Source organism: Streptomyces sp. GESEQ-4, assembly GCF_017948455.1.
Classification (GTDB): Bacteria; Actinomycetota; Actinomycetes; order Streptomycetales; family Streptomycetaceae; genus Streptomyces.
On the sequence record NZ_JAFFSU010000002.1, the window covers coordinates 75,757 to 97,722 of the forward strand.

A 21,966-nucleotide genomic window follows, 5' to 3' on the forward strand; every position below is an offset into this window, starting at 1 on the left:
CAGCGATTTACGACGCCCCGCCGAGCATCCCGTCGAGCAACTCCCGCAACCCCGCCCGCACTTCATCGAGGCTCGGCACCTGTGCACTGAAGGACCCGGCCACGCACGAGAACATCAGCCCGTCCGCCCAGGCGATCAGCGACAGCGCGTGCCGCGCAGGGGCGGTCGAGCCCAACGCCGTGGCCAGGGCGGTGAGCTGGTCACGGAACCGGGCGCCGGTGGCATCGAAGTAGGCGCGCAGCTCGGGGCGGCGGGTCGCCTCCAGGGCCAGTTCGTAGCGAGCGAGCGTCAGGTCGCGGTGGTGGGTCAGGGCGCGGTGCGTGGCCAGCGCCAGGCCGTCCACCACCGAGTCGCGGCCACCCCGCGGGTCCGGCATCTCGTGCAGCGCCAGGACGCGCGACTCGCGCTCGGCGAGGCGGCGCACGGCCAGCTCCAGCAGTGCCTGCCGGGTGCGCGCCAGATTCGACGTCGAGCCCTGGGGGAGCCCTGACGCCTCATCGACCGCCCGGTGGGTGAGCCCGCGCATCCCGCGTTCGGCGAGCAGGGCGAGCGCGGTGTCGGCGACGAGGTCGGTGCGGGAGGGGCTCTCGGTGCGTTCGGACATGGACGTCAACCTACCGCCCGCACTACGCCTGTAGTACCGTCGGTGCAGCACCTCACTACACCTGTAGTGAAGGTCTGAGGAGGAGCCATGGCACAGACATCGCAGGTTGTCGTGATCGGCGGCGGAATCGGCGGCCTGACCGCGGCGGCGGCCCTGCATCAACGCGGCCTGCAGGTCACCGTGTTGGAGCGGGCCCGCACGCTGGACCCGGTCGGCGCGGGCATCTCCCTGGCCCCCAACGCCCTGCGCGCCCTGGACGTCATCGGCCTCGGCGACGAGATCCGCGACCTCGCCGCCTGGCAGGGCGACGGAGGCCTGCGCACCCCCGGCGGGCGGTGGCTCTCCCGCGCCAACGCCGAGGCCGTCGCCGAGCGTTTCGGCGACCCCCTCGTCCTCCTCCACCGCGCCACCCTCATCAACAGCCTCGCCGCACAGCTCCCGCCGGACGCCGTCCGCACGGCGGCCACCGCGACCCTCGCCGACCCCGGCGACGCCGATCGCCCGGCCCGGGTGCGCACGCCCGAGGGCGAGTGGGAGGCCGACCTGGTCGTGGCTGCCGACGGGATCCACTCGGGCGTACGGCGGACCCTGTTCCCCGAGCACCCCGGACCCGTCTACTCCGGCTTCACCACCTGGCGCGTCGTGATCCCCGTGCCGGGCGCCGAACCCGCCTCGCACGAGACCTGGGGCAGGGGCCGTATCTGGGGCACACAGCCGCTCAAGGACGGTCGGGTCTACGCGTACGCCGCCGCCCTGGCCCCGGCGGGGGAGCGGGCGCCCGACGACGAGAAGGCCGAGCTGGTCCGCCTGTTCGGCGACTGGCACGACCCGATCCCCGCCGTCCTGGCCGCGGCCCGCCCCGAGGACGTCCTGCGTCACGACGTCCACCACATCGCCGACCCGCTGCCCGCCTTCCACCGCGGTCGGGTCGCCCTCCTCGGCGACGCCGCGCACGCCATGCCCCCGACGCTCGGTCAGGGCGGCAACCAGGCCATCGAGGACGCGATCGTGCTCGCGCACCACTGCGACGACCTCGCTGCCTATACGGCGGCGCGGCTGCTTCGTACGACGGCCGTCGCCCGGCATGCCGTGCGGGTCGCGCGCCTGAACCTGACCGGTAACCGGACCATCATGGCCGTACGCGACACCCTGATCGCCGCGCTGTCGAAGGCCGGACCGGCGCTGCTCCTGCGGAGCTTCGACGGGGTCGTCGACTGGCGGCCACCGCAGCCGCCGTATGCTGCCGGGAAAGACCCAGGCAGGCAACGGTCAGAGGAGCACGCCCCGTGAAGGTCGGCTGCATCGGACTCGGTGACATCGCGGAGAAGGCGTACCTGCCGGTGCTGGCGACGCAGCCGGACGTCGAACTGCACCTCCAGACCCGCACACCCGCGACGCTCGACCGCGTCGCCGACACGCTCCACCTCCCCGGCACCCGGCGCCACCGGGACCTCGACGCGCTCCTCGCCCAGGACCTCGACGCCGCGTTCGTGCACGCGCCCACCGTCGTGCACCCGGAGATCGTGGCCCGGCTGCTGGAGGCGGGCGTACCGACGTACGTCGACAAGCCGCTGGCGTACGAACTCGCCGACTCCGAGCGGCTGGTGGCGCTCGCGGAGCAGCGGGGCGTGTCGCTGGCCGTCGGGTTCAACCGGCGGTACGCGCCCGGGTATGTGCAGTGCGCCGATCATCCGCGCGAGCTGATCCTGATGCAGAAGAACCGGATCGGGCTGCCGGAGGAGCCGCGCGCGATGGTCCTCGACGACTTCATCCATGTCGTGGACACACTCCGCTTCCTGGTGCCGGGCCCGGTCGACGACGTGACCGTGCGCGCCCGCACCGAGGGCGGCCTGCTGCACCACGTCGTGCTCCAGCTCGCCGGGGACGGCTTCACCGCGCTCGGTGTGATGAACCGGCTCAGCGGCTCGGCCGAGGAGATCCTGGAGGTGTCCGGACAGGACACCAAGCGTCAGGTGGTCAATCTCGCCGAGGTGATCGACCACAAGGGGCAGCCGACGGTGCGGCGGCGCGGGGACTGGGTGCCGGTGTCCCGGCAGCGCGGCATCGAGCAGGCCGCGGGTGCCTTCCTCGACGCGGTGCGGGCGGGCAAGGTGCTCAGTGCCCGTGACGCGCTGGCCACCCACGAACTGTGCGAGCGGGTTGTACAGGCGGTCGAGGAGCGTGCCGCCTGAACCGCAGCGTCCGTAGGCCCTCTACGGCGCACCACGCGGCCATGATCAGCAGCGCGGCCCGCACCACCCAGTCGCCGAAGCGGACGTACGGCGTGACACCGTGGGACAGCGGCACGTCGTAGACCTGCGAGGCGCTCTCGCTCGTACCGAGCCACTGGCCCACCCGCTCTCCGTCGGGCCCGTGGACCGCGGAGACGCCGGTCAGTGTGGCGTGCACCATCGGGCGGCCGGTCTCGGCGGCACGCAGCGCGGCGAGCGAGGCATGCTGCTCGGGGGCCCAGCTCTGCTGGAACGTCGAGGTCGCCGACTGCGCGATCAGTACGTCGGCGCCGTCGTCGGCGAGATTGCGGCTCATGTCGGGAAACGCGGACTCGAAGCACACCATCGGCCCGACCCGCAGCCCCTGGCCGACATCCATGACGACCTGCCCGGTGCCGCGCCTGCGGTCCTCGCCCGCCGCCTCGCCGACGGAGGTCGCCCAGCCGAGGACCGAGCGGAACGGGACGTATTCGCCGAAGGGGACGAGCCGCATCTTGTCGTAGCGGGTGCCGGTGTAGCCGTTCGGGCCGATGAGCACCGAGCTCTTGTAGATGCCGGGCCGGTCGGATCGCCGGGCGTCCACGTTGACGAGGATGTCCGTCCCCGTCTCACGGGACAGCGCGGCGATCCGCCGCTCAAGGTCGGGCCGCCTGCCCAGGTCGTAGCCGACGCTGCTCTCGCCCCAGACGATCAGATCGAGGTCCTGCCCGGCCAGTTCGCGGGTGAGCTGCTCCTCGCGGGTGAAGCGGTTGTCGGGGCCGGCGACGACGCCCGGCTGGACGACGGCGATCCGCATCCGGCCGTCCGTGTCGGGGCGCGGTGACCACATCCAGACCGCGGAGGTGGCGGTCGCGGTCGCGACGAGCCCGGCGACAGCGGGCACGCGGGACGCGCGTATCACCACGAGCACGGCGACCGCGACGTTCACGGCGACCACCAGGAAGCTCAGCAGCCACACTCCGCCGACCGAGGCGAGCCGCAGCGCGGGTTCGACCTGCCACTGGCTGGAGCCGATCATGCCCCACGGCCCGCCCAGCCCCTGCCAGGACCGCACCAGCTCCACCATCAGCCAGCCGGCCGGCAGCACGGCGAGCGCGGCGGCGATCCGGCCCGCGGACGGCACCCCGGCGAGGAAATGCCGTACCAGCCACCCCCAGGGGGCCCAAAGAGCGCCGAGCAGCCCCGCGAGCACGAAGGTGAAGACGTGCAGGTTCGGCAGCAGCCAGTGGTGCATCGCCACCATGAACCCGAAGCCGCCGCTCCAGCCGTCGTACAGCGCCCGTTTCCCGGTCGGCGCGGAGCGGATCAGCGCGATCCAGGGGACCAGGGCGACGTAGGCGAACCACCACAGCGACGGCGCGGGGAACGCGAGCACGGGCAGGACGCCGGCCAGGGCGGCGAGCGCGGACCGGCGCCATGGGGAGGTGAGCCACTGCCCGAACGACTTCATACGGCGCCTCCCAGACCGGTTTCCCTCCAGTGTGCGCGCCCGGATGATCGCGGGACAGACGGCATCGGCCGACTTGATCACGCCGGGGCGGTCAGGGGCGTCGGCTATCGGTCGCGTCGGCCCGATCAGGGCCTGGGCCGCCGGTCGGCATGCGGCGCCACTTCTCCTGCACCACGACCTCGCGCAGCCGCCAGCCGTCGTACGTACGCGTCAAGGAGAAGGCGTAACGGCCGCCGCACAGGAAGTCCGGAGCGGCCGATCCACCGTCGTCACCGGCGAACCGCATCGGATTCACATAGTCGGCCTGCACCCGTGCGGTGTCGCCGGTGTCCTGCTCCAGGGTCCCGAACCGCACCTGGCGGTTGACGATCAGATGCTGCCGCATGGGGAACAGCCGCATAGTCTCCGCGAGCCACTCGGCGATCTTCCCGGCGTCTCCCTCGATCCCGCCGGCCGAGCGGTAGTCCGCCCGCCCGTCCGCCGTGAACAACTGCCGGTACGCCTCCCAGTCGCCGTCGTCCACGGCCACCGCATAGTCGGTGATCACTCCGTCGACCGCCAGCCGGTCCATCACGGCGGCAAGCTCCACACGCTGCGTCATCGGCTCAGTTTTGGGCATGTGACCGGCCGAGCCAAGGGGTACGCGGCGATATTCGAGGGCCGTTCACCAGGGGGACCGTACGAGAGGCCCCACCCCCTCTGCGAAGCTGGGGCGATCTTCATGCCGTCAGCGAGCCAGGAGGTACCGAATGAGCCGTCCCGTCACCGTGGTCACCGGCGGCAGCCGGGGCATCGGCGCCGCGACCTGTCTGCGGCTCGCGGCGGAGGGGCACGACGTCGTGGTGGGGTACGTCCGGGACGCCGAGGCCGCCGAGGCGGTGGCCGACGGGGTGCGGAAGGCCGGCGGGCGGTCGGTGCCGGTGCGGGTGGACACATCGGTCGAGGCGGATGTGGCGCGGCTGTTCGAGGTGGCCGAGGAGCGACTCGGGCCGGTGACGGGGCTGGTGAACAACGCCGCGGTGACCGGCCTGCTGGGGCGGCTCGCGGACACGGACCCCGCGGTCCTGCGGCGGGTCGTCGACGTCAACCTGCTGGGCGCGCTGCTGTGTTCGCGCCGGGCGGCACAGCTGATGACGGCGCGGGGGAGCGGCGTGATCGTGAACGTCTCGTCGGCCGCGGCGACCCTCGGCAGCCCCGGCGAGTATGTGCACTACGCGGCGACCAAGGCGGCCGTGGACGCGCTGACCTTGGGTCTGGCCAAGGAACTCGGACCTGACGGCATCCGCGTCAACGCCGTGGCCCCCGGCGTGATCGACACGGAGATACACGCGGCCATGGGCGACCCGGATCGCGCCCGGCGCGCGGCTGACAGGATCCCGCTGCGCCGTCCGGGACAGGCCGAGGAGATCGCGGCGGCGGTGGCGTGGCTGATGTCACCGGACGCGTCCTATGCGACGGGGGCGGTGCTGCGGGTCTCGGGCGGAATATGACCTGCCGGTTCGCCGAACGCTCAGGCCGCCTCGATCACATCGCCACGGATCGCGGCCGCCCACTCGACCACCAACAGCTCGTATTCCGCGCGCTCCTCGGCCGACAGCGAGCCGCCCGCGCGCATCCACAGCGCGCGGATCTGCTCATTCACCTCGGCGGCAGACCGTAAGGAACCAGAGGACACGGATTCGCGGGGCATGCGGGCAAGCCTAGGGGCAAGCACTGACACTGCGCTACCGGGTCGCTACTCATTCCGTATGGGCTTGGTCACGGGTACGGGGCCGGCTCAGCCCGCCGACTCCGCCGCGTGCGGGCTCAGGACGCCCGCCGTCACGAGTATGACGATCACGATGCCGAGCGCTATGCGGTACCAGACGAACGGCATGAAGCTCTTGGTCGAGATGAACTTCATGAACCAGGCGATGACGGCATATCCGGTCCCGAACGCGATCACCGTCGCGAAGGCCGTCGGCCCCCAGGAGACGTGGCCGGTCTCCATCGCGTCCTTGAGTTCGAAGAGGCCGGAGGCGAGTACAGCCGGGATGGCGAGCAGGAACGAGTAGCGGGCCGCGGCCTCGCGCTGATAGCCCATGAAGAGGCCGCCGCTGATCGTCGCGCCGGAGCGGGAGACCCCGGGGATGAGGGCCGCGGCCTGGCAGACGCCGAAGATCAGGCCGTCCTTCACGTTCAGGTCCGCGAGTTGCTTGCGCTCCTTGGCGGCGCGATGCCGGCCGCCGCTCTCGTCGCGCGCTGCCAGCCGGTCGGCGACGCCGATGACGACGCCGATCACGATCAGCATGGTCGCCGTGATCCGCAGATCGCGGAACGGCCCCTCGATCTGGTCCTTGAGCGTGACGCCGAGCACGCCGATCGGGATCGAGCCGACGATCACCAGCCAGCCCATCTGCGCGTCGTGATCCTTGCGCATGGCCTTGTCGGTGAGCGATTTCGTCCAGGCCGAGATGATCCGCCCGATGTCCTTGCGGAAGTAGATCAGCACCGCGGTCTCCGTGCCGATCTGGGTGATCGCGGTGAAGGCCGCGCCCGGGTCCTCCCAGCCCGAGAAGGCCGCCGTCAGCCGCAGGTGCGCGCTGGAGGAGACAGGCAGAAACTCGGTCAGCCCCTGGACGAGTCCGAGGATGAGGGATTCAAACCAAGACATGAAGTTACGGAGTCCAAGTGCTGGTCGGGCCGGAACGACGGGAGCCCCCAGCCGCCGGTGCGGTGATCACAGTTGTCGGGGGGAAGCGTAGCGTCCCCGGCCGACAGCCCTGGCACAGGGGCGTCGCAGCCGGGCGGTGGCACCGGGTTCGACGGTGTTGACCTGCGATGGGGGCGGCGCTTACGTTGCAGCGGTAGAGAAAGCGCTTGCTGGCTCCCTGGGGAGTCCTGCTCGTCCCCTGAGGAGTGCTGATCGGTTCGATGCCTGCATCCGAGTCCGCGGGAAGTGTGGCGATGGGCCGTCGGCCGCCTGCGGGCGCGTCGGGGCTGGTCGCGCAGTTCCCCGCGCCCCTTCGGGGCGCTGCTGTACCGCAGTCGACTTCACCGGGCCCGCTTGGTGAGCGCTCCGCCGCACTCGCCGGCCGGCGTATCAAGGTCGCTGTCGTCGGCACCGGTGCGATCGCTCGTGACTCGCATCTGCCCGCGCTGGCGCGGCTCGCCGAGGAGGGGGAGGTCGAGGTCGTCGCCGCTGTCGACATCGACGCCGCCTCGGCCGAGGCCTGCTGCGCGGAGAGCGGCATTCCGCACGCGTACACCGACCTGGACCGGATGCTGGGGGAGCAGCGGCCCGACCTGGTCACCATCTGCACGCCGCCCACGCTCCACCGCGACCAGACCATCACCGCGCTGCGCGCCGGTGCCTGGGTGTGGTGCGAGAAGCCGCCCGTGCCGACGCTGGCCGACTTCGACGCCGTCGAGGCCGCGGAGGGCGAGGACGGCGGGCCGTATGCCGCCATCGTCTTCCAGCACCGCTTCGGCTCGGGCTCCCGGCATGTACGACGGCTGCTCGCCGAGCAGGCTCTGGGGCGGCCGCTGGTCGCGCACTGCCAGACCACCTGGTATCGGGACACCGCTTACTACGCGGTGCCCTGGCGTGGGCGCTGGCAGACCGAGGGCGGTGGTCCGGCCATGGGGCACGGGATCCATCAGATGGACCTGCTGCTCGATCTGCTCGGCCCGTGGAGCGAGGTCCGGGCGATGGCCGGACGGCTGGTGCACGACGTGGAGACGGAGGACGTCTCCACCGCGCTGGTCCGCTTCGAGAACGGCGCGTTGGCGACCGTCGTCAACAGCGTTCTGTCGCCCGACGAGGTCAGCCGCATCCGCATCGACTGCGCCCGCGCCACCGTCGAACTCACCCACCTCTACGGCCACAGCAACGCCCACTGGCGCATCACCCCGGCGTCCGACGTGCCCGCCGAACTGGCCGCGCGGTGGCAGGACTTCGGTGAGGACGTGCCCAGTTCGCATCTCGCGCAGCTGAGGGAGCTGGTCGCGAGCATGCGGGCCGGACAGCGACCGCGCAGCAGTGGCGCGGACGGGCGGACGAGCCTGGAGCTGATCGCCGCGCTCTACAAGTCTGCGTTCACGGACGCGACGGTGAAGGCGGGCGAGATCGGCCCGGGCGACCCGTACTACGCGGCGATGCACGGCGGCGCTCCCGGCTGGGCCCCCGTCGTCGGCGAGGGGGTCTCGGCGTGACCGGGCTGCGCATCACACACGCGTACGGCGACCGCGTCACCGTGACCGAGCCGGTCACCGGTGTGGAACTGCTCGCCTATGTGTACCGGCCGGAAGCGGCCTGGGAGGCGCCGAGGCCGTACGTCCATCCGCTGCGGACCCTCGCGGGCGACGTCGTCACCGACTACCGGCCCAACGACCACCGCTGGCACAAGGGCCTGTCGCTCACGGCCTCGCATCTGTCCGGGGCGAATCTGTGGGGCGGCAACACCTATGTGCACGGACACGGGTATCTCGAACTCCCGGAGCGGGTCGGGTCGATGGCGCACGTCGGCTTCGACGAGATCTCCTCGGACGACGATCGGCTCGTCATCGCCGAACGGCTGACGTGGCACCCCTACGACGGAGAGCTGTGGGCCGAGGAGGAGCGCCGGATCGAGGTGCACGACGTCGATCCGGGCACGGGGTCCTGGGCGCTGACCTGGACGACCGCGGTCACCAACCGGCGCGAGGAGCCGCTGCGGTTCGGCAGCCCGACCACCGCTGGGCGTGAACTGGCCGGCTATACGGGCCTGTTCTGGCGCGGCCCGCGCGCCTTCCGGGACGGGCGGATCATCGGGCCGGACGGTGAGGGCCCGGAGCTGATGGGCACGCAGGCGCCCTGGCTCGCCCTCTCCGGCGAACACGACGGCACCGACGGCCACGCGACCCTCGTCTTCGAGCACGCCCCCGAGAACGACCACCTCGGCGACCGAGGGGCCCACCCCGCCCACTGGTTCGTCCGCAACGAACCCTTCGCCGGTGTCGCCCCCTCCTGGGCCTTCTTCGACGAACTGGAACTCGCGCCCGGCGACACCCTCACCCGCCGCTACCGGGTCGTCGTGGCCGACGGAGCCTGGGAGCGGGACGAGGTCGCCAAGTACCTGGAGGCGCACCCCTGGTGAGGACAGCGGCCTGTTGAAGGCTTACGCCGCTGTCGGTCCCGACACCGTCCAGCCGGGCGTCTGCGGATGGGCCGTCAGGTCCTCGTGGTGCACCGCGCCGGCGCAGGCGGAGCAGGTGACGACGGGGACCAGTTCATTGCCGCAGATGTGCTCGATCACCATGGGGCGGTCGTCGTCCTCGCGGAGATGGCGGTCGCCCCACGCCATGAGCGTGATCAGGACCGGCTCCAGTTCGAGCCCCGCCTGCGTCGGCCGGTACTCGAAACGCTGCGGGCGCTCGCTGTAGGCCTGCTTCGTCAGGATCCTGGCGTCCACGAGGCGGCGCAGCCGGGTGGCCAGGATGTCGCGCGGGGCGCCGATGTTGCGCACGAGCTGGTCGAAGCGGCCGTTGCCGAGGCACACCTCCCGCAGGACGAGCAGCGAGTACTTCTCACCGACGAGCGCCAGGGTGTCGGCGATGGAGCAGGGGCGGGCGTCTTTCATGGCGGCCATGACGCCAGTCTAGAGGAGGGTTTGATTTTCCAACCCTCTGGGCTATGGTGAGTTTGGATTTCCTACTGACCGGTAGTCATGTAGTTGCTTAGTCGCGGAGGCCCGCACCATGCGTGACGCAGTCATCGTCGAAGCCGTACGCACGCCGATAGGCAAGGGCAAGCCGAACGGCTCCCTCGCCCACGTCCACCCCGTCGAGCTCCTCGCCCACACCCTGCGCACCCTCGTCGCCCGCTCCGGCGTCGACCCGGCCCTGGTCGACGACGTGATCGGCGGCGCCGTCGACCAGGTCGGCGAGCAGGCCATGAACACCACCCGGTACGCCGCTTTGTCCGCCGGCTTCCCGGAGACCGTCCCGGCGACCACCGTGGACCGCCAGTGCGGCTCCTCCCAGCAGGCCGTGCACTTCGCGGCCCAGGGCGTCATCTCGGGCGCGTACGACCTCGTCGTCGCCTGCGGTGTCGAGTCGATGAGCCGGGTGCCGATGTGGTCGAACGTCCCGCCCGGTACCGACCCCTTCGGCCCCGGCATCGCCGAGCGCTACCCCGAGGGACTCGTCCCGCAGGGCATCAGCGCCGAGCTGATCGCCGCCAAGTGGTCGATCACCCGCGAGCAGATGGACACCTTCGCGGTCTCCTCGCACCACAAGGCCGCCGCGGCCTGGGACGCCGGCCTGTTCGACGCGGAGGTCGCCCCCCTGCACGACGTCACCCGTGACGAGTGCGTACGTCCGTCCAGCACCCCCGAGATCCTGGCCGGCCTCAAACCCGCCTACCACGACCCGGCGTTCGCCGAGCGCTTCCCGCAGATCGAGTGGAACGTCACCGCGGGCAACGCCAGCCCCGTCAACGACGGCGCCTCCGCCGTGCTCATCACCTCCAGCGAGACCGCCGCTCGCCTCGGCCTGCGCCCGCTGGCCCGGCTGCACAGCTTCGCCGTCACCGGCTCCGACCCGCTCCTCATGCTCACCGGCGTGATCCCGGCCACGGAGAAGGTGCTGCGCAAGGCGTCGCTCTCCCTCGACGACATCGACCTGTTCGAGGTCAACGAGGCGTTCTCCAGCGTCGTGCTTGCCTGGCAGCAGGAGACCGGTGCCGACCTCGCCAAGGTCAATGTGCACGGCGGCGCGATCGCCATCGGCCATCCGCTGGGTGCTAGCGGCACCCGCCTGACGACCACGCTGGTGCATGCGATGCGGGAGCGCGGCGCACGGTATGCCCTGCAGACGATGTGCGAGGCGGGCGGGCTCGCCAACGCGATGGTTATCGAGTCGGTCTGACCGGGGGCGATCACCCGCACCGGTTCAGCGGCGGCGCAGGTGGTGGCGCTTGCGCCAGGCCAGCACCGCGCCTCCGAGGGCCGGCAGAGCTATGGCGGCCACCGCGATCAGGAACACCGGAGACGTCGGCGCCCCGGCCCGGGCGCCGGCGACGACGTACGCGGCGACGTTGGGCATCGAACCGAGCGCCGTGGCGAGCAGGAACGGGAAGTAGCCCATGCGGGAGACGGAGGCGGCGTAGTTCGCCGCCCAGAACGGCACCCCGGGGAACAGCCGCACCGCGAGCATCGACCGGAAACCGTGTCTGCTGAACTGCCTGTCCGCCGCATGAAGCAACCGGCCGCGCAGCAGCGGGCGCAGGGCGTCCTGGCCGAGCATCCGGCCGAGCGCGAAGGAGATCGCGGCCCCGATCACCGTGCCGGTGATGGCGGCGAGCAGGCCCAGGGCCGAGCCGAAGAGCGCGCCGGCCGCGAGGTTCAGCAGCGGCCGCGGTACGAACGCCACGGTGACCAGGCCGTACGCCACCGCGAAGATCACCACCGCCGTGGGACCGCCGATCTGTGGCGGCCAGCCCTGCGCCATGAGTTTCTGGGGCTCGAAGAGCAGCACCGATGCCCCGGCCGCCGCCAGCAGGGCGACGAGCAGGGACAGGCGCGACCACGGCGACAGCAGGACTCTCGTGCAGCGCGTGGCGAAGCCACCCGGAGTGGGTACGGCGAGGTCGGCGAGCTCCGTGGCGTCGGCCGGGCGAGCGACCGTGGGTGCGGTGCCCCCAGAGCGGGTGGTGGCATCGAGCATTCGGCGACACTAACCGACTCAGGTGTGTGATCGCCGTATGGTTCGTCTCATGGGCGTCACAGGAGGGGGAACAACGGATGTACCCCGCAGCGATGTTGCCGACACCGTCCTGAAGCGGCTCACCGCCACCTATGCCGCCGCGGCCGACCCGGAACGCGCCGTGGCCCTGCGGGCGTACATGAAGGACGTCGCTCCCTTCCTCGGCCTCGTCACACCGGAGCGGCGCGCCCTGTCCCGCATCGTCCTGGAGGGCGTTCCCCGCCCCGACGAGACCGACTGCACCGCGGTCGCCCTGCGCTGCTGGCAGCTCCCCGAGCGGGAGTACCACTACTTCGCCGTCGACTATCTGCGCCGCCACATCGGCCGCTGTTCCTCGGACTTCCTGCCGGTGGCCCGGCACTTGGTGAGCACCGTCCCGTGGTGGGACACCGTCGACGCACTCGCCTGCCACGTAGTGGGAGGCCTGGTCGCCGCCGACCCGAAGCTGAAGACCGAGATGGACGCCTGGATCGCCGACGACGACCTGTGGATCGCCCGCACGGCCCTGCTTCACCAGCTGCTCTACAAGGAACACACCGACACCGAGCGTCTCTTCGCCTACTGCCTGCGTCAGTCGGGCCACCCGGACTTCTTCATCCGCAAGGCCATCGGCTGGTGTCTGCGCCAGTACGCCAAGACCGATCCGGAGGCCGTACGGGCCTTCGTGGCCCAGGAGCAGGGGAGGCTCGCGCCGCTGTCGGTGCGGGAGGCGCTGAAGAACATCGGAGCCTGAACGGAGCCTGAACTCGGCTGCCCCGACTCCTCTGCCCCGCCACCTTTGCCTCTCCTCTGCCCCGATAAATCATTCGACGTCGGGCAAAGCGTCGGCAATGATCGGAGCCATGTTCCGGTACGCCTTCGTCGTTGCAGCATCCGCAGTCGCGGATGCTCCGAAGGCTGCCGTCGCGATCTTCCTGGCCGCCGCCGACGGCGCCCGAAGCTGACCCTCTCCGGATCGTCCGGCGGACCCCGCAGGGGGAGGGTCGGCAAGTCCTTGGGGTCCCCGCTCTCCACACAGAGGCTTTGCGACAGAGACTTCGAGGTACAGCCATGTCCAAGACGGCATACGTGCGCACCAAACCGCATCTGAACATCGGCACGATGGGTCACGTAGACCACGGCAAGACCACCCTGACCGCCGCCATCACCAAGGTCCTCGCCGAGCGCGGCGCCGCGTCCTTCGTCCCGTTCGACCGGATCGACCGGGCGCCGGAGGAGTCCGCGCGCGGCATCACCATCAACATCGCGCACGTCGAGTACGAGACCGACACCCGGCACTACGCGCACGTGGACATGCCGGGCCACGCCGACTACGTCAAGAACATGGTCACCGGGGCCGCGCAGCTCGACGGGGCGATCCTCGTCGTCTCCGCGCTCGACGGGATCATGCCGCAGACCGCCGAACACGTGCTGCTCGCCCGGCAGGTGGGCGTCGACCACATCGTCGTCGCCCTGAACAAGGCCGACGCGGGCGACGAGGAGCTGACCGACCTGGTCGAGCTGGAGGTCCGTGACCTGCTCTCCCGGCACGGGTACGGCGGTGACGCGGCGCCTGTCGTACGGGTCTCCGGGCTGAAGGCGCTGGAGGGCGACCCGCGCTGGACGGCGTCCGTGGAGGCGCTGCTGGACGCCGTGGACACGTATGTGCCCATGCCGGAGCGGTACGTGGACGCTCCGTTCCTGTTGTCCGTCGAAAACGTGCTCACGATCACCGGCCGGGGGACGGTGGTGACGGGCGCCGTCGAGCGGGGCACGGTCCGTGTGGGCGACCGGGTCGAAGTGCTCGGCGCCTCCGTCGACACCGTGGTCACCGGCCTGGAGACCTTCGGCAAGCCGATGGAGGAGGCGCAGGCGGGGGACAGCGTGGCGCTGTTGCTGCGGGGAGTCGCCCGTGATGTGGTCCGGCGCGGGCACGTCGTGGCCGCACCCGGCAGTGTCGTGCCCAGTCGCCGGTTCTCGGCGCAGGTGTATGTCCTGTCGGCGCGTGAGGGTGGGCGTACGACGCCTGTCTCCTCCGGTTACCGGCCTCAGTTCTATATCCGTACGGCGGATGTGGTGGGGGACATCGACCTCGGTGAGGTGGGCGTCGCGCGGCCCGGGGAGACGGTCACGATGACCGTGGAGCTCGGGCGCGAGGTGCCGCTGGAGCCGGGGCTCGGGTTCGCCATCCGTGAGGGCGGACGGACGGTGGGGGCGGGGACCGTTACGGCCCTTGTCTGAGGGCGGCACAGGTGTGTGGGGGACTGCGGGGCCGTTGTGGCTGGTCGCGCCCACGCGGCGGAGCCGCAAATCGACACAGCCCCGCGCCCCTGGGCGGGGACACTCACCGCACAATGGGGGAGTGAACGAATCCATACCCGTGACCAGGACGGTCGACCACGGCATCGCCAAGCTCATGCCCGATGTCGACCGGAAGCGGGCCTGGCTGCTCACCGTCGACGGGGCGCCGCAGTCGTACGTCGATCTGGATGAGCCGACGCATCTGGAGTTCGAGTACGCGCGGCGGCTCGGGCATGTCCTGGACACCGTTGCCGAACCGGGGAGTCCGCTGGACGTCCTGCACCTCGGTGGGGGAGCGCTCACCCTGCCCCGGTATGTGGCGGCCACGCGGCCCGGCTCCCGGCAGGACGTCGTGGAGGCCGACCGGGCGCTGCTGGAGCTGGTCGGCGAGCAGCTTCCGCTCACGGACGGGGCCGGTATCGCCCTGCATGCCGCGGACGCGCGTGCGTGGCTGGCTGACGCGCCCGCCGGGTCGGCGGACGTCATCGTCGCGGATGTCTTCGGCGGCTCACGTGTGCCGGCGCATCTGACGTCGGTCGCCTACGCCGCGGAGGCCGACCGGGTGCTGCGAGCAGGCGGCGTCTATCTCGCCAACCTCGCCGATGCCACGCCCTTCACCTTCCTGCGCTCCCAACTCGCCACCTTCGCCACGGTGTTCCAGGAGCTGGCGCTGATCGCCGAACCGGCCGTCCTGCGCGGCCGGCGCTTCGGCAACGCGGTCCTCGTCGCCGCGCACCATCCCGTCGACATCGGCGCGCTGACCCGGCTCACCGCCGCCGACGCCTTCCCGGCCCGCGTCGAACACGGGCTCGCCCTACGGCACTTCACCGGCGCCGCGCGTCCGGTCGGGGACGCGGACGCCGTGGCGTCACCCGAGCCCCCCGACGGGGCGTTCGGCATCGGTTGAGCGGTGCTCCCGGCGTTGCCTTCCTGGCCCGCGTCGAACACGGGCTCGCTCTACGGCACTTCACGGGCGCCGCGCGTCCGGTCGGGGACGCGGACGCCGTGGCGTCACCCGAGCCCCCCGACGGGGCGTTCGGCGTCGGCTGAGCCGTTGTCGGCACCCGGCGCTCCCTTGGTCACGGGTGTAGTGGTGCGGCGCAGGTTCCGAATGTCCGGCACGCACAGCGCTGCCGCGGTCACCACGACGACCAGTGCCGCGCAGCCCCACAGCGCGTTCGTCCGCCCGAGACCCTCCTCGGCCGGACCCGCCAGCGCTGTCGCCAGCGGCACCAAGGCGACCGAGCCGAACCAGTCGTAGGCGGCGACCCGCGACAGCTTGTCCTCGGGGATCTCCTGATGGAGCGCGGTCATCCAGGACACGCCGAAGACCTCGAGCGTCACCCCGGTCACGAACATCACCGCGCACAGCGCGGCGACCGGTACCGGCACGGCGAGGGCGGCGGCGGGCAGGGCGAGGGGGAAGACGCAGAGGGTGCCGGCGAGGAGGAGACGGCGTGGCTTCCAGCGGGTCATCAGGAGTGCGCCGGCCACCGTGCCCGCGCCGAAGAAGCCCAGTGCCAGACCCCAGGGGCCCGCCCCGCCGAGGTGGTCCCGGGCGACGAGGGGACCGTAGACCGCCTCGGCCGCGGCGACGACGGCGTTCGCGACGGAGAACTGCACGACGACGGCCCACAGCCACGGCCGGCCGGTGAACTCCCGCCAGCCTTCCCGGAGATCGGCGAGGAGCCCGCCGCCCGGCTCGCGCGGCGGGATGTGGCCGACGTCGAGGAAGGACCGCAGCGATGCGGCGACCGCGAAGGCGGCGGCGTCGGCCGCGAGGACCCACCCGGGACCGATCGCGGCGACCATCGCGCCGCCGAGGGCCGCGCCCCCCACCGCCGCCCCCTGCATCGCCATCCGGAACACCGCGAACGCACGGCTCGCCTGCTCCCCGCTGACCGTGGACAGCAGCATGCCCTCCGCGGCCGGGCTGAAGAACGCCTGACCGGTGCCGCCCAGCGCGGTCAGCAGCATCATCTGCCACAGCTGCGGCTCGCCGGCGAGGACCAGCACGGCGAACGCGCCCTGCGAGACGACGTTGAGGGCGTTCGCCGCGACCATCACGCGATGCCGGGGCAACCGGTCCGCGACGGCGCCGCCGATCAGCAGGAAGAGCACCAGCGGCAGCGTGCGGGCGGCGGCCACCAGGCCCACGTCACCGCCGTCGCCGCCGGTCTCGATCACGGCGAACGCGGCGGCGATCAGCGCGCCGTGACTGCCGAGGTTCGTGACGACCGCGGCGGCGGTCAGCAGGCTGTAGTTGCGGCCCGCCCACTCGGGCCTGCGCGGGCGTCGGGCGCGGGATTCGGCGGCGGAGGTCACCGGGCGACTATCCCCGCCCCGGCCCCTGCTTGCCAAACCCGTTTCCGGTCGTCAGGGACGTGATGACTCCGGCCACACAGATCTGGCCACCGTGGGCTACTCGTGGGTAACATGCCGGTCATGAGCGCAGACCAGATGTCGATCGGCGAACTGCTCGCCGCCACGGTGCCGATGGTTCGGACCCTGAACCTGGAGTACCTGGAGACCACTCCGGAGAAGGCCGTGCTGGCCCTCCCGGACCAGAGCGAGTACCGCAATCACGTCGGCGGTCCGCACGCCGGAGCGATGTTCACCCTCGGCGAGTCGGCCAGCGGCGCGATCGTCCTGGCCGCCTTCGGGGACCAGCTCTCGCGGGCCGTACCCCTCCCGGTGAACGCCGAGATCGCCTTCAAGAAGATCGCGCTCGGGCCGGTCCGGGCCACCGCGACGCTCGGCCGCCCGGCCGCCGACATCGTCGCCGAACTCGACGAGGGCAAGCGCCCGGAGTTCCCGGTGACCGTCGCCATCCAGCGCGAGGACGGTGCCGTCACCGGCGAGATGACCGTGGTGTGGACGCTCCGGCCCAATGGCTGACCGTCGGCAGTGAAGAAGACGAAGGCCCCGGGCGCGTCCCGGGGCCTTCGCCATAAGTTGGAGATTTCGTGTGCCAACCGGCTTTGGACGCACACAACTTGACGGCCATACCCCGGCATTTTTCGAATGCGGGTGCGGATACCGCTGGTAACAGTCTGAATTTCTTGCGTTTTGAACATCGGTCACTCGAACTTCTTGTTTCCTGTCAGGCGCTTGTGCGAAAGTGATCCTCCCGCGAGAAGGTAAAGGTCAGGGTCTTTCTCCGGTCTGCACCAATCCGGCGCCTGCTTTCCGACGGATGTCATTCACATTGCCGTCCAGCGGCTTGGAAGGAAATGGCTCAGTGCATTCTCCCAACCCCCCACGGCCCCCGTACCCGCCGCGGCCCGGAGCGAGCCAGGGGGAGTCCGACCGCAATCTCGTCGCCCAGCTGAACGGACCCGACGGCGGTTGCCGAGCCGTCGCGCTGCTGCTGACCCGGCACTGGCGGGCGACATACGACTACGCAGTCATCTGCCTGGCCTCCACGGAGAGTTCGGCGACGATGGCGGCCACCGCGGCGTTCCATCGAGTGCTCGGCCGGCCCACCGGTGGCGCGCTGCGGCCCCGCCTCCTCGCGGCCGTACGGGACACGGTCAAGGAGTGGGCCGCCGAGGAGAGCATTTCCACGGTGCTGCCCGAACTCCGCAAACCGACCGGTGGTCGCGGACTGCTCGCGGCGCGCTCCGTGACGCCCGAAAGGCGGCGGCTCGCCGAGCGCGCTTTCGGAGCCCTTCCGGGGGCTTCGCAATGCCTGCTCTGGCACACCGAAGCCGAAGCCGACCCCATATCCGTACCAGCTGGTCTGTTGGGGGTGGATTCGGGCACCGCGACCGCCGCTCTCGAGCAGGCTCGGGAGCAATTCCGGGCGGGCTGTGTACGCGCCCACCGGGAACTCGCGCCCTCCGCGGAATGCCGCTTCTACAACCGCCTCCTCGATGTCCCGATTCGCCGTGGCGGAGCGCTGCTGCCGGATGTCCGACGCCATCTGGCGGAGTGCCGGTACTGCCGTCACGCCGCCGAGCAGCTGAGTCATTTCGAGGGCGGCCTGGAAGTGCTGCTCGCCGAAACGGTGCTCGGCTGGGGCGCGGTCCGCTATCTCGACTCACGGCCCGGCCGCGGCGGGGGCCGGGAACTGCCCGCCGCACGCGCCTTCGCCCGTCCGAGAAGCGGCGGCCGCCACCGTCCCGCACCCGGCGGCCTCCTCGCCCCGGCCCGACGGCACAAGAAGGCCGTCGTCGTCGGAGTCGGCCTGACCTCCCTCGCGCTGCTGGCCACCGTGCTCACCGCCAAGGGCTGGTCCGAAGACAACGGTGTCCCCGGCGCGCAGGCCACCTGGGGTGTGCCCAGCGGCAGTTCCGGCCGGCCGAGCACGGCGTCCCAGCCGTCGTCCGCCTCCGCGCAGCGGCCGTCGGAGGTCGGGCACGGCAGATTCCACAACCCGGCCGCCGACGCGTGCCTCGATGTGCGCGACGGCCGGGTGGAGCCCGGTACGGCGGCCGTACTGGCGGCCTGTTCGTCCGCCGGATCGCAGCAGTGGTCGTACGAGAACGACGGTCTGCTGCGCAGCCTCGCCGATCCGACCCTCTGCCTCGGCTCCGACGCCGACCGGGGATCGGTCGCGCTGGCCGGGTGTGTGGTGCACGCGGGGCAGGTGCAGTACGACCTGACCGTGCACGGCGAGCTGCTGCTCCGCTGGCGCAACGGGCAGGCCGTCGCACCCGGCCCGGGCAAGGACGTGGTCGTCACCGACCGGGACGGATCCCCGGACCAGAGGTGGGTGCTCAACCCGGGGAGCGACGCGCCCGACGAGTCCAGTGCCCCCGAGCCGGAGGTGCGGAAGACTCCGGACCGGCCCTCGGAGCAGGGTCCGGACGATCCGCCCGAGCGGTACCAGACGCGTTCCGTCCAAGCCGGGGCCGGGGCTGGGGACGAATCCGAGGCCGAGGCGCCGGGAGCGCATGCCGGCGATCTTCCGGTCGAGGGACGTGTACTGCACGCGGCTTCGGCAGCGACCGACTCCGTCGTCGCGACTCTTGAAGCCGCTCTGCACTGATCACAGGGTTACGTGCCCTGAAGATGACTCATTAACACGAGCCACCCTCGCACGCAGTTTTCCCGTCGCGCCCGTGGTGTCTAACGGAGTGTCAAGTCGGTTCTGGCGCATAGTGCGTTTCAGAGGGCGAATGCAGCCACGGGCGCCCGGCGCGTCCGCGGTCACACCGTCGTGCCCGCACACCGAAGGAGTGACGGCCCATGACCGACACCGTCTCCCGGCGATCCACCCTGCGTCTGCTGGGCGCAGCGATCGCCGTCGCCACGGCGGCCTCCGGCGGCCTCACCCCGCCGTCGCGCGCCCACGCGCAGGGCAAGCCCGGTGCGGGCGCCGCACCCCGCGTCGAGGCGCTCATCGCCAAGCTCACCCTCGACGAGAAGATCTCCCTGCTGCACGGCGCCACCGACCCCGCCACGCTCGGCCAGGCGGGCTACGTCCCCGGAGTGAAACGCCTCGGCATCCCGCCCCTGCGCCTCGCCGACGGTCCGGCCGGAGTCCGCGTCACCAAGCACGCCACCGCCCTACCCGCACCCGTCCTGCTGGCCTCCGCCTTCGACCCCGCCCTCGCCCGCCGGTACGGACAGGTCATCGGACGCGAGGGCCGCGCCCTCGGCCAGGACGTCCTGCTGTCCCCGATGGTCAACCTGATCCGCACCCCGTACGCGGGCCGCAACTTCGAGACCTTCAGCGAGGACCCGCTGCTCTCCTCCGACCTGGTCGCCGCCGAGATCGAGGGCATCCAAGGCGAGGGACTCATCGCGACGGTCAAGCACTTCGCGATGAACAACCAGGAGAAGGACCGCACGACCGTCGATGTGCGGGTCGACGAGCAGACCATGCACGAGACCGAACTGCGTCCCTTCGAAGCGGCCGTGCAGGCCGGCACCGGCGCGGTCATGGGCGCCTACAACAAGGTCAACGGCACCTACGCCTGCGAGAACAAGGCCCTCCTCACCGACATCCTGCGCACCCGATGGGGCTTCGACGGCTGGGTGATGACGGACTGGCGGGCCGCGCACAGCACCGCCAAGTCCCTCACCGCCGGGCTCGACATGGAGATGCCGGGCGACGTCTATTACGGCGAGGCCCTGAAGAAGGCCGCGCAGAACCGCACCGTGCCCGAGCTCCACATCGACCAGGCCGTACGCCGCATCCTCACCGTGATGGACCGCTTCGGCCTGCTCGGCGGCAGCGCTCCGACCCGCCCAGGCCGGAACGCCAAGGCGGGTGCGGCCGTCGCCCTGGAGGTCGCCAAGGCGGGCGCGACCCTGCTGCACAACGAGCGAGGCACCCTCCCGCTGACCGCCGGGGACATCGCGGTGATCGGCCCGACCGGCGAACTGCCCTTCGTCAGCGGCGGAGGCAGCGCCCATGTCGTCCCCGACCGCGCCGACAGCCCCCTCGACGCGATCCGGGCGCGCGCCGGACGAGCAGGGAGGGTGACGTACGCGCTCGGCGAGGACCTGTACGGCAGACCGCTCCCGGCGTCCGCGCTCTCACCCGGCTTCAAGAGCGAGGGCCAGGGCGTCGGTGCCGGGAAGACCTGGACGTACGACGGTGAACTGACCGTCTCCGACACCGATGAATGGACCTTTGTCATCCACTACTCGGGCGCGGCCGACCTCCGCCCCAAGGTCCTCGTCGACGGCAAGGAACTCTTCCCGGTCAAGCCCGGCTACGGCGAATGGTTCAGCGGCGGCCTCATCTACACCGCGCCCGACCAGCTGTCCGTGCGGCGCACGACCCTGCAGCTGACCAAGGGCAAGCACGCCCTGAAGATCACCGCGCGGGGCGGGGACACCGGCCAGCTGTTCCGGCTGCGGCACACCACCGGCGCGATCCGCACGCAGGACGTCGCCGAGGCGGTACGGGCCGCGCGCGCCGCCCGGCATGTCGTCCTGTTCGCCTACGAGGACGCCACCGAGGGCCAGGACCGCACCACCATCGCGCTCCCCGGCCACCAGAATGAGCTGATCGACGCGGTGACCTCGGCGAACCCGCGCACCACCGTCGTCCTCAACACCTCGTCCGCCACCTCGATGCCCTGGCTCACCCGCACCGGCGCCGTGCTCCAGATGTACTACCCGGGCCAGGAGGGCGCCGCCGCCACCGCCGCCGTCCTGTTCGGCGACTGCGACCCCGGCGGGCGGCTCACCCAGACCTTCCCCGTCGACGACGACCACCATCCCGTCGCCCGCGACGCCGCCCGATACCCCGGTGTCGGCGGCCGTGAGGAGTACACGGAGGGCATCCACCTCGGCTATCGCTGGTACGAGGCCGAGGGCGTGCCGCCCCTGTTCCCCTTCGGGCACGGGCTGTCGTACACCTCTTTCTCCTACGAGGACCTGTCCGTGCGCCCCGCCGGCCGCGGGCTCGACGTCACCTTCACCGTCCGCAACACGGGCCGGCGTGCCGGTGTCGCCGTGCCGCAGGTGTACGTCGGGAAATCGCCCGACCTCCAACTCGACCAGGCGGTACGGGTGTTGGGCGCCTATCGGCGGCTCTCCCTGCTCCGGGGCGAACAGCGCCGCGTCACCGTGCACGTCGCCGCCCGCACCCTCTCCTCATGGGACCCGAACCGCCATGACTGGGCCCTCGGCACGGGCCTGCGTGTGGTGTGGGTCGGGGCGTCGGCACGGGATCTGCGGCTGCGGGGGCTCGGAGAGGTACGCGGATAGGGCTG

20 protein-coding genes are annotated in these 21,966 nt (G+C 71.4%); 12 read left to right on the plus strand and 8 right to left on the minus strand.

The features are described from left to right. Positions 1-7 precede the first annotated feature (7 nt). Positions 8-604 (minus strand): TetR/AcrR family transcriptional regulator, encoded by a 597-nt coding sequence (locus KCH48_RS05725; protein ID WP_210571027.1) that lies wholly within the window; start codon positions 602-604, stop codon positions 8-10. Between the two features lie 87 nt (positions 605-691). Here KCH48_RS05725 and KCH48_RS05730 point away from each other — a divergent pair, with 87 nt between their 5' ends. Both KCH48_RS05730 and KCH48_RS05735 read left to right on the plus strand, forming a co-directional pair. Further along, entirely contained in the window at positions 692-1,894 is a 1,203-nt protein-coding gene (locus KCH48_RS05730; RefSeq protein ID WP_210571028.1) for an FAD-dependent monooxygenase, read from the plus strand. Continuing rightward, entirely contained in the window at positions 1,891-2,796 is a 906-nt protein-coding gene (locus tag KCH48_RS05735) for a Gfo/Idh/MocA family protein (protein ID WP_210571029.1), read from the plus strand. The genes KCH48_RS05730 and KCH48_RS05735 overlap by 4 nt, the downstream gene beginning before the upstream one ends. On the opposite strand, the gene lnt is transcribed toward KCH48_RS05735, so the two are convergent. Both lnt and KCH48_RS05745 read right to left on the minus strand, forming a co-directional pair. Next, positions 2,720-4,285, minus strand: coding sequence for an apolipoprotein N-acyltransferase (gene lnt, locus KCH48_RS05740; protein ID WP_210571030.1), 1,566 nt, complete (start codon positions 4,283-4,285; stop codon positions 2,720-2,722). The genes KCH48_RS05735 and lnt overlap by 77 nt on opposite strands. Positions 4,286-4,376: 91 nt before the next feature. Then, the gene (locus KCH48_RS05745; protein WP_210571031.1) at positions 4,377-4,886 is read right to left on the minus strand and encodes a nuclear transport factor 2 family protein; all 510 of its coding nucleotides are present in this window, start codon (positions 4,884-4,886) and stop codon (positions 4,377-4,379) included. Between the two features lie 148 nt (positions 4,887-5,034). Between KCH48_RS05745 and KCH48_RS05750 the strand changes: the two genes are divergently transcribed. Continuing rightward, positions 5,035-5,775, plus strand: coding sequence for an SDR family NAD(P)-dependent oxidoreductase (locus KCH48_RS05750; protein ID WP_210571032.1), 741 nt, complete (start codon positions 5,035-5,037; stop codon positions 5,773-5,775). Between the two features lie 20 nt (positions 5,776-5,795). On the opposite strand, the gene KCH48_RS05755 is transcribed toward KCH48_RS05750, so the two are convergent. Together KCH48_RS05755 and KCH48_RS05760 are read right to left on the minus strand one after the other, a co-directional pair. Beyond that, a complete protein-coding gene (locus KCH48_RS05755) occupies positions 5,796-5,975 on the minus strand; it encodes a hypothetical protein (RefSeq protein WP_210571033.1) in 180 nt (59 codons plus the stop codon). 87 nt (positions 5,976-6,062) lie between these two features. Beyond that, positions 6,063-6,938, minus strand: a complete 876-nt coding sequence (locus KCH48_RS05760) for an undecaprenyl-diphosphate phosphatase (protein ID WP_210571034.1) — start codon at positions 6,936-6,938, stop codon at positions 6,063-6,065. A gap of 260 nt (positions 6,939-7,198) precedes the next feature. Between KCH48_RS05760 and KCH48_RS05765 the strand changes: the two genes are divergently transcribed. Next, positions 7,199-8,479, plus strand: a complete 1,281-nt coding sequence (locus KCH48_RS05765; RefSeq protein WP_246884901.1) for a Gfo/Idh/MocA family protein — start codon at positions 7,199-7,201, stop codon at positions 8,477-8,479. Continuing rightward, positions 8,476-9,402 carry a PmoA family protein gene (locus KCH48_RS05770; RefSeq protein ID WP_210571035.1) on the plus strand — a complete coding sequence of 309 codons (927 nt, stop codon included), beginning with the start codon at positions 8,476-8,478 and terminating at the stop codon, positions 9,400-9,402. Before KCH48_RS05765 ends, KCH48_RS05770 begins: the two co-directional genes overlap by 4 nt. A gap of 21 nt (positions 9,403-9,423) precedes the next feature. On the opposite strand, the gene KCH48_RS05775 is transcribed toward KCH48_RS05770, so the two are convergent. Beyond that, positions 9,424-9,894, minus strand: coding sequence for a helix-turn-helix domain-containing protein (locus tag KCH48_RS05775; RefSeq protein WP_210571036.1), 471 nt, complete (start codon positions 9,892-9,894; stop codon positions 9,424-9,426). Between the two features lie 109 nt (positions 9,895-10,003). On the opposite strand from KCH48_RS05775, the gene KCH48_RS05780 reads away from it, so the two are divergent. Then, positions 10,004-11,173: a thiolase family protein gene (locus tag KCH48_RS05780; protein WP_210571037.1), complete on the plus strand. Its 1,170-nt coding sequence runs from the start codon at positions 10,004-10,006 to the stop codon at positions 11,171-11,173. 24 nt (positions 11,174-11,197) lie between these two features. Here the strand turns inward: KCH48_RS05780 and KCH48_RS05785 are convergent, their stop codons facing one another. After that, on the minus strand, positions 11,198-11,971 hold the full coding sequence (locus tag KCH48_RS05785; protein ID WP_210571038.1) for a TVP38/TMEM64 family protein: 774 nt from the start codon (positions 11,969-11,971) through the stop codon (positions 11,198-11,200). Positions 11,972-12,020: 49 nt separating this feature from the next. Between KCH48_RS05785 and KCH48_RS05790 the strand changes: the two genes are divergently transcribed. The 3 genes from KCH48_RS05790 (at position 12,021) to KCH48_RS05800 (ending at position 15,197) form a co-directional block, all read left to right on the plus strand. After that, positions 12,021-12,743, plus strand: a complete 723-nt coding sequence (locus tag KCH48_RS05790) for a DNA alkylation repair protein (protein WP_210571039.1) — start codon at positions 12,021-12,023, stop codon at positions 12,741-12,743. A gap of 317 nt (positions 12,744-13,060) precedes the next feature. Beyond that, positions 13,061-14,230 carry an elongation factor Tu gene (gene tuf / locus KCH48_RS05795; RefSeq protein ID WP_210571040.1) on the plus strand — a complete coding sequence of 390 codons (1,170 nt, stop codon included), beginning with the start codon at positions 13,061-13,063 and terminating at the stop codon, positions 14,228-14,230. Between the two features lie 121 nt (positions 14,231-14,351). Then, the gene (locus KCH48_RS05800; RefSeq protein WP_210571041.1) at positions 14,352-15,197 is read left to right on the plus strand and encodes a spermidine synthase; all 846 of its coding nucleotides are present in this window, start codon (positions 14,352-14,354) and stop codon (positions 15,195-15,197) included. A gap of 104 nt (positions 15,198-15,301) precedes the next feature. Here KCH48_RS05800 and KCH48_RS05805 read toward each other — a convergent pair whose 3' ends face one another. After that, a complete protein-coding gene (locus KCH48_RS05805; RefSeq protein WP_210571042.1) occupies positions 15,302-16,615 on the minus strand; it encodes an MFS transporter in 1,314 nt (437 codons plus the stop codon). A gap of 135 nt (positions 16,616-16,750) precedes the next feature. On the opposite strand from KCH48_RS05805, the gene KCH48_RS05810 reads away from it, so the two are divergent. From KCH48_RS05810 to KCH48_RS05820, 3 genes are all read left to right on the plus strand, one after another. Continuing rightward, positions 16,751-17,188 (plus strand): DUF4442 domain-containing protein, encoded by a 438-nt coding sequence (locus KCH48_RS05810; protein ID WP_210571476.1) that lies wholly within the window; start codon positions 16,751-16,753, stop codon positions 17,186-17,188. Between the two features lie 343 nt (positions 17,189-17,531). Then, a complete protein-coding gene (locus KCH48_RS05815; protein ID WP_307840815.1) occupies positions 17,532-19,283 on the plus strand; it encodes an RICIN domain-containing protein in 1,752 nt (583 codons plus the stop codon). Positions 19,284-19,483: 200 nt separating this feature from the next. Then, positions 19,484-21,961 (plus strand): beta-glucosidase, encoded by a 2,478-nt coding sequence (locus KCH48_RS05820; protein ID WP_210571044.1) that lies wholly within the window; start codon positions 19,484-19,486, stop codon positions 21,959-21,961. The last annotated feature ends 5 nt before the right edge of the window (positions 21,962-21,966 follow it).

Coding starts and splice junctions, on each gene's coding strand:
- KCH48_RS05725 (WP_210571027.1), bottom strand. CDS start 604: ATGTCCGAACGCACCGAGAGCCCCTCCCGCACCGACCTCGTCGCCGAC.
- KCH48_RS05730 (WP_210571028.1), top strand. CDS start 692: ATGGCACAGACATCGCAGGTTGTCGTGATCGGCGGCGGAATCGGCGGC.
- lnt (WP_210571030.1), bottom strand. CDS start 4,285: ATGAAGTCGTTCGGGCAGTGGCTCACCTCCCCATGGCGCCGGTCCGCG.
- KCH48_RS05745 (WP_210571031.1), bottom strand. CDS start 4,886: ATGACGCAGCGTGTGGAGCTTGCCGCCGTGATGGACCGGCTGGCGGTC.
- KCH48_RS05750 (WP_210571032.1), top strand. CDS start 5,035: ATGAGCCGTCCCGTCACCGTGGTCACCGGCGGCAGCCGGGGCATCGGC.
- KCH48_RS05755 (WP_210571033.1), bottom strand. CDS start 5,975: ATGCCCCGCGAATCCGTGTCCTCTGGTTCCTTACGGTCTGCCGCCGAG.
- KCH48_RS05760 (WP_210571034.1), bottom strand. CDS start 6,938: ATGTCTTGGTTTGAATCCCTCATCCTCGGACTCGTCCAGGGGCTGACC.
- KCH48_RS05765 (WP_246884901.1), top strand. CDS start 7,199: ATGCCTGCATCCGAGTCCGCGGGAAGTGTGGCGATGGGCCGTCGGCCG.
- KCH48_RS05775 (WP_210571036.1), bottom strand. CDS start 9,894: ATGGCCGCCATGAAAGACGCCCGCCCCTGCTCCATCGCCGACACCCTG.
- KCH48_RS05780 (WP_210571037.1), top strand. CDS start 10,004: ATGCGTGACGCAGTCATCGTCGAAGCCGTACGCACGCCGATAGGCAAG.
- KCH48_RS05785 (WP_210571038.1), bottom strand. CDS start 11,971: ATGCTCGATGCCACCACCCGCTCTGGGGGCACCGCACCCACGGTCGCT.
- KCH48_RS05790 (WP_210571039.1), top strand. CDS start 12,021: ATGGGCGTCACAGGAGGGGGAACAACGGATGTACCCCGCAGCGATGTT.
- tuf (WP_210571040.1), top strand. CDS start 13,061: ATGTCCAAGACGGCATACGTGCGCACCAAACCGCATCTGAACATCGGC.
- KCH48_RS05810 (WP_210571476.1), top strand. CDS start 16,751: ATGTCGATCGGCGAACTGCTCGCCGCCACGGTGCCGATGGTTCGGACC.
- KCH48_RS05820 (WP_210571044.1), top strand. CDS start 19,484: ATGACCGACACCGTCTCCCGGCGATCCACCCTGCGTCTGCTGGGCGCA.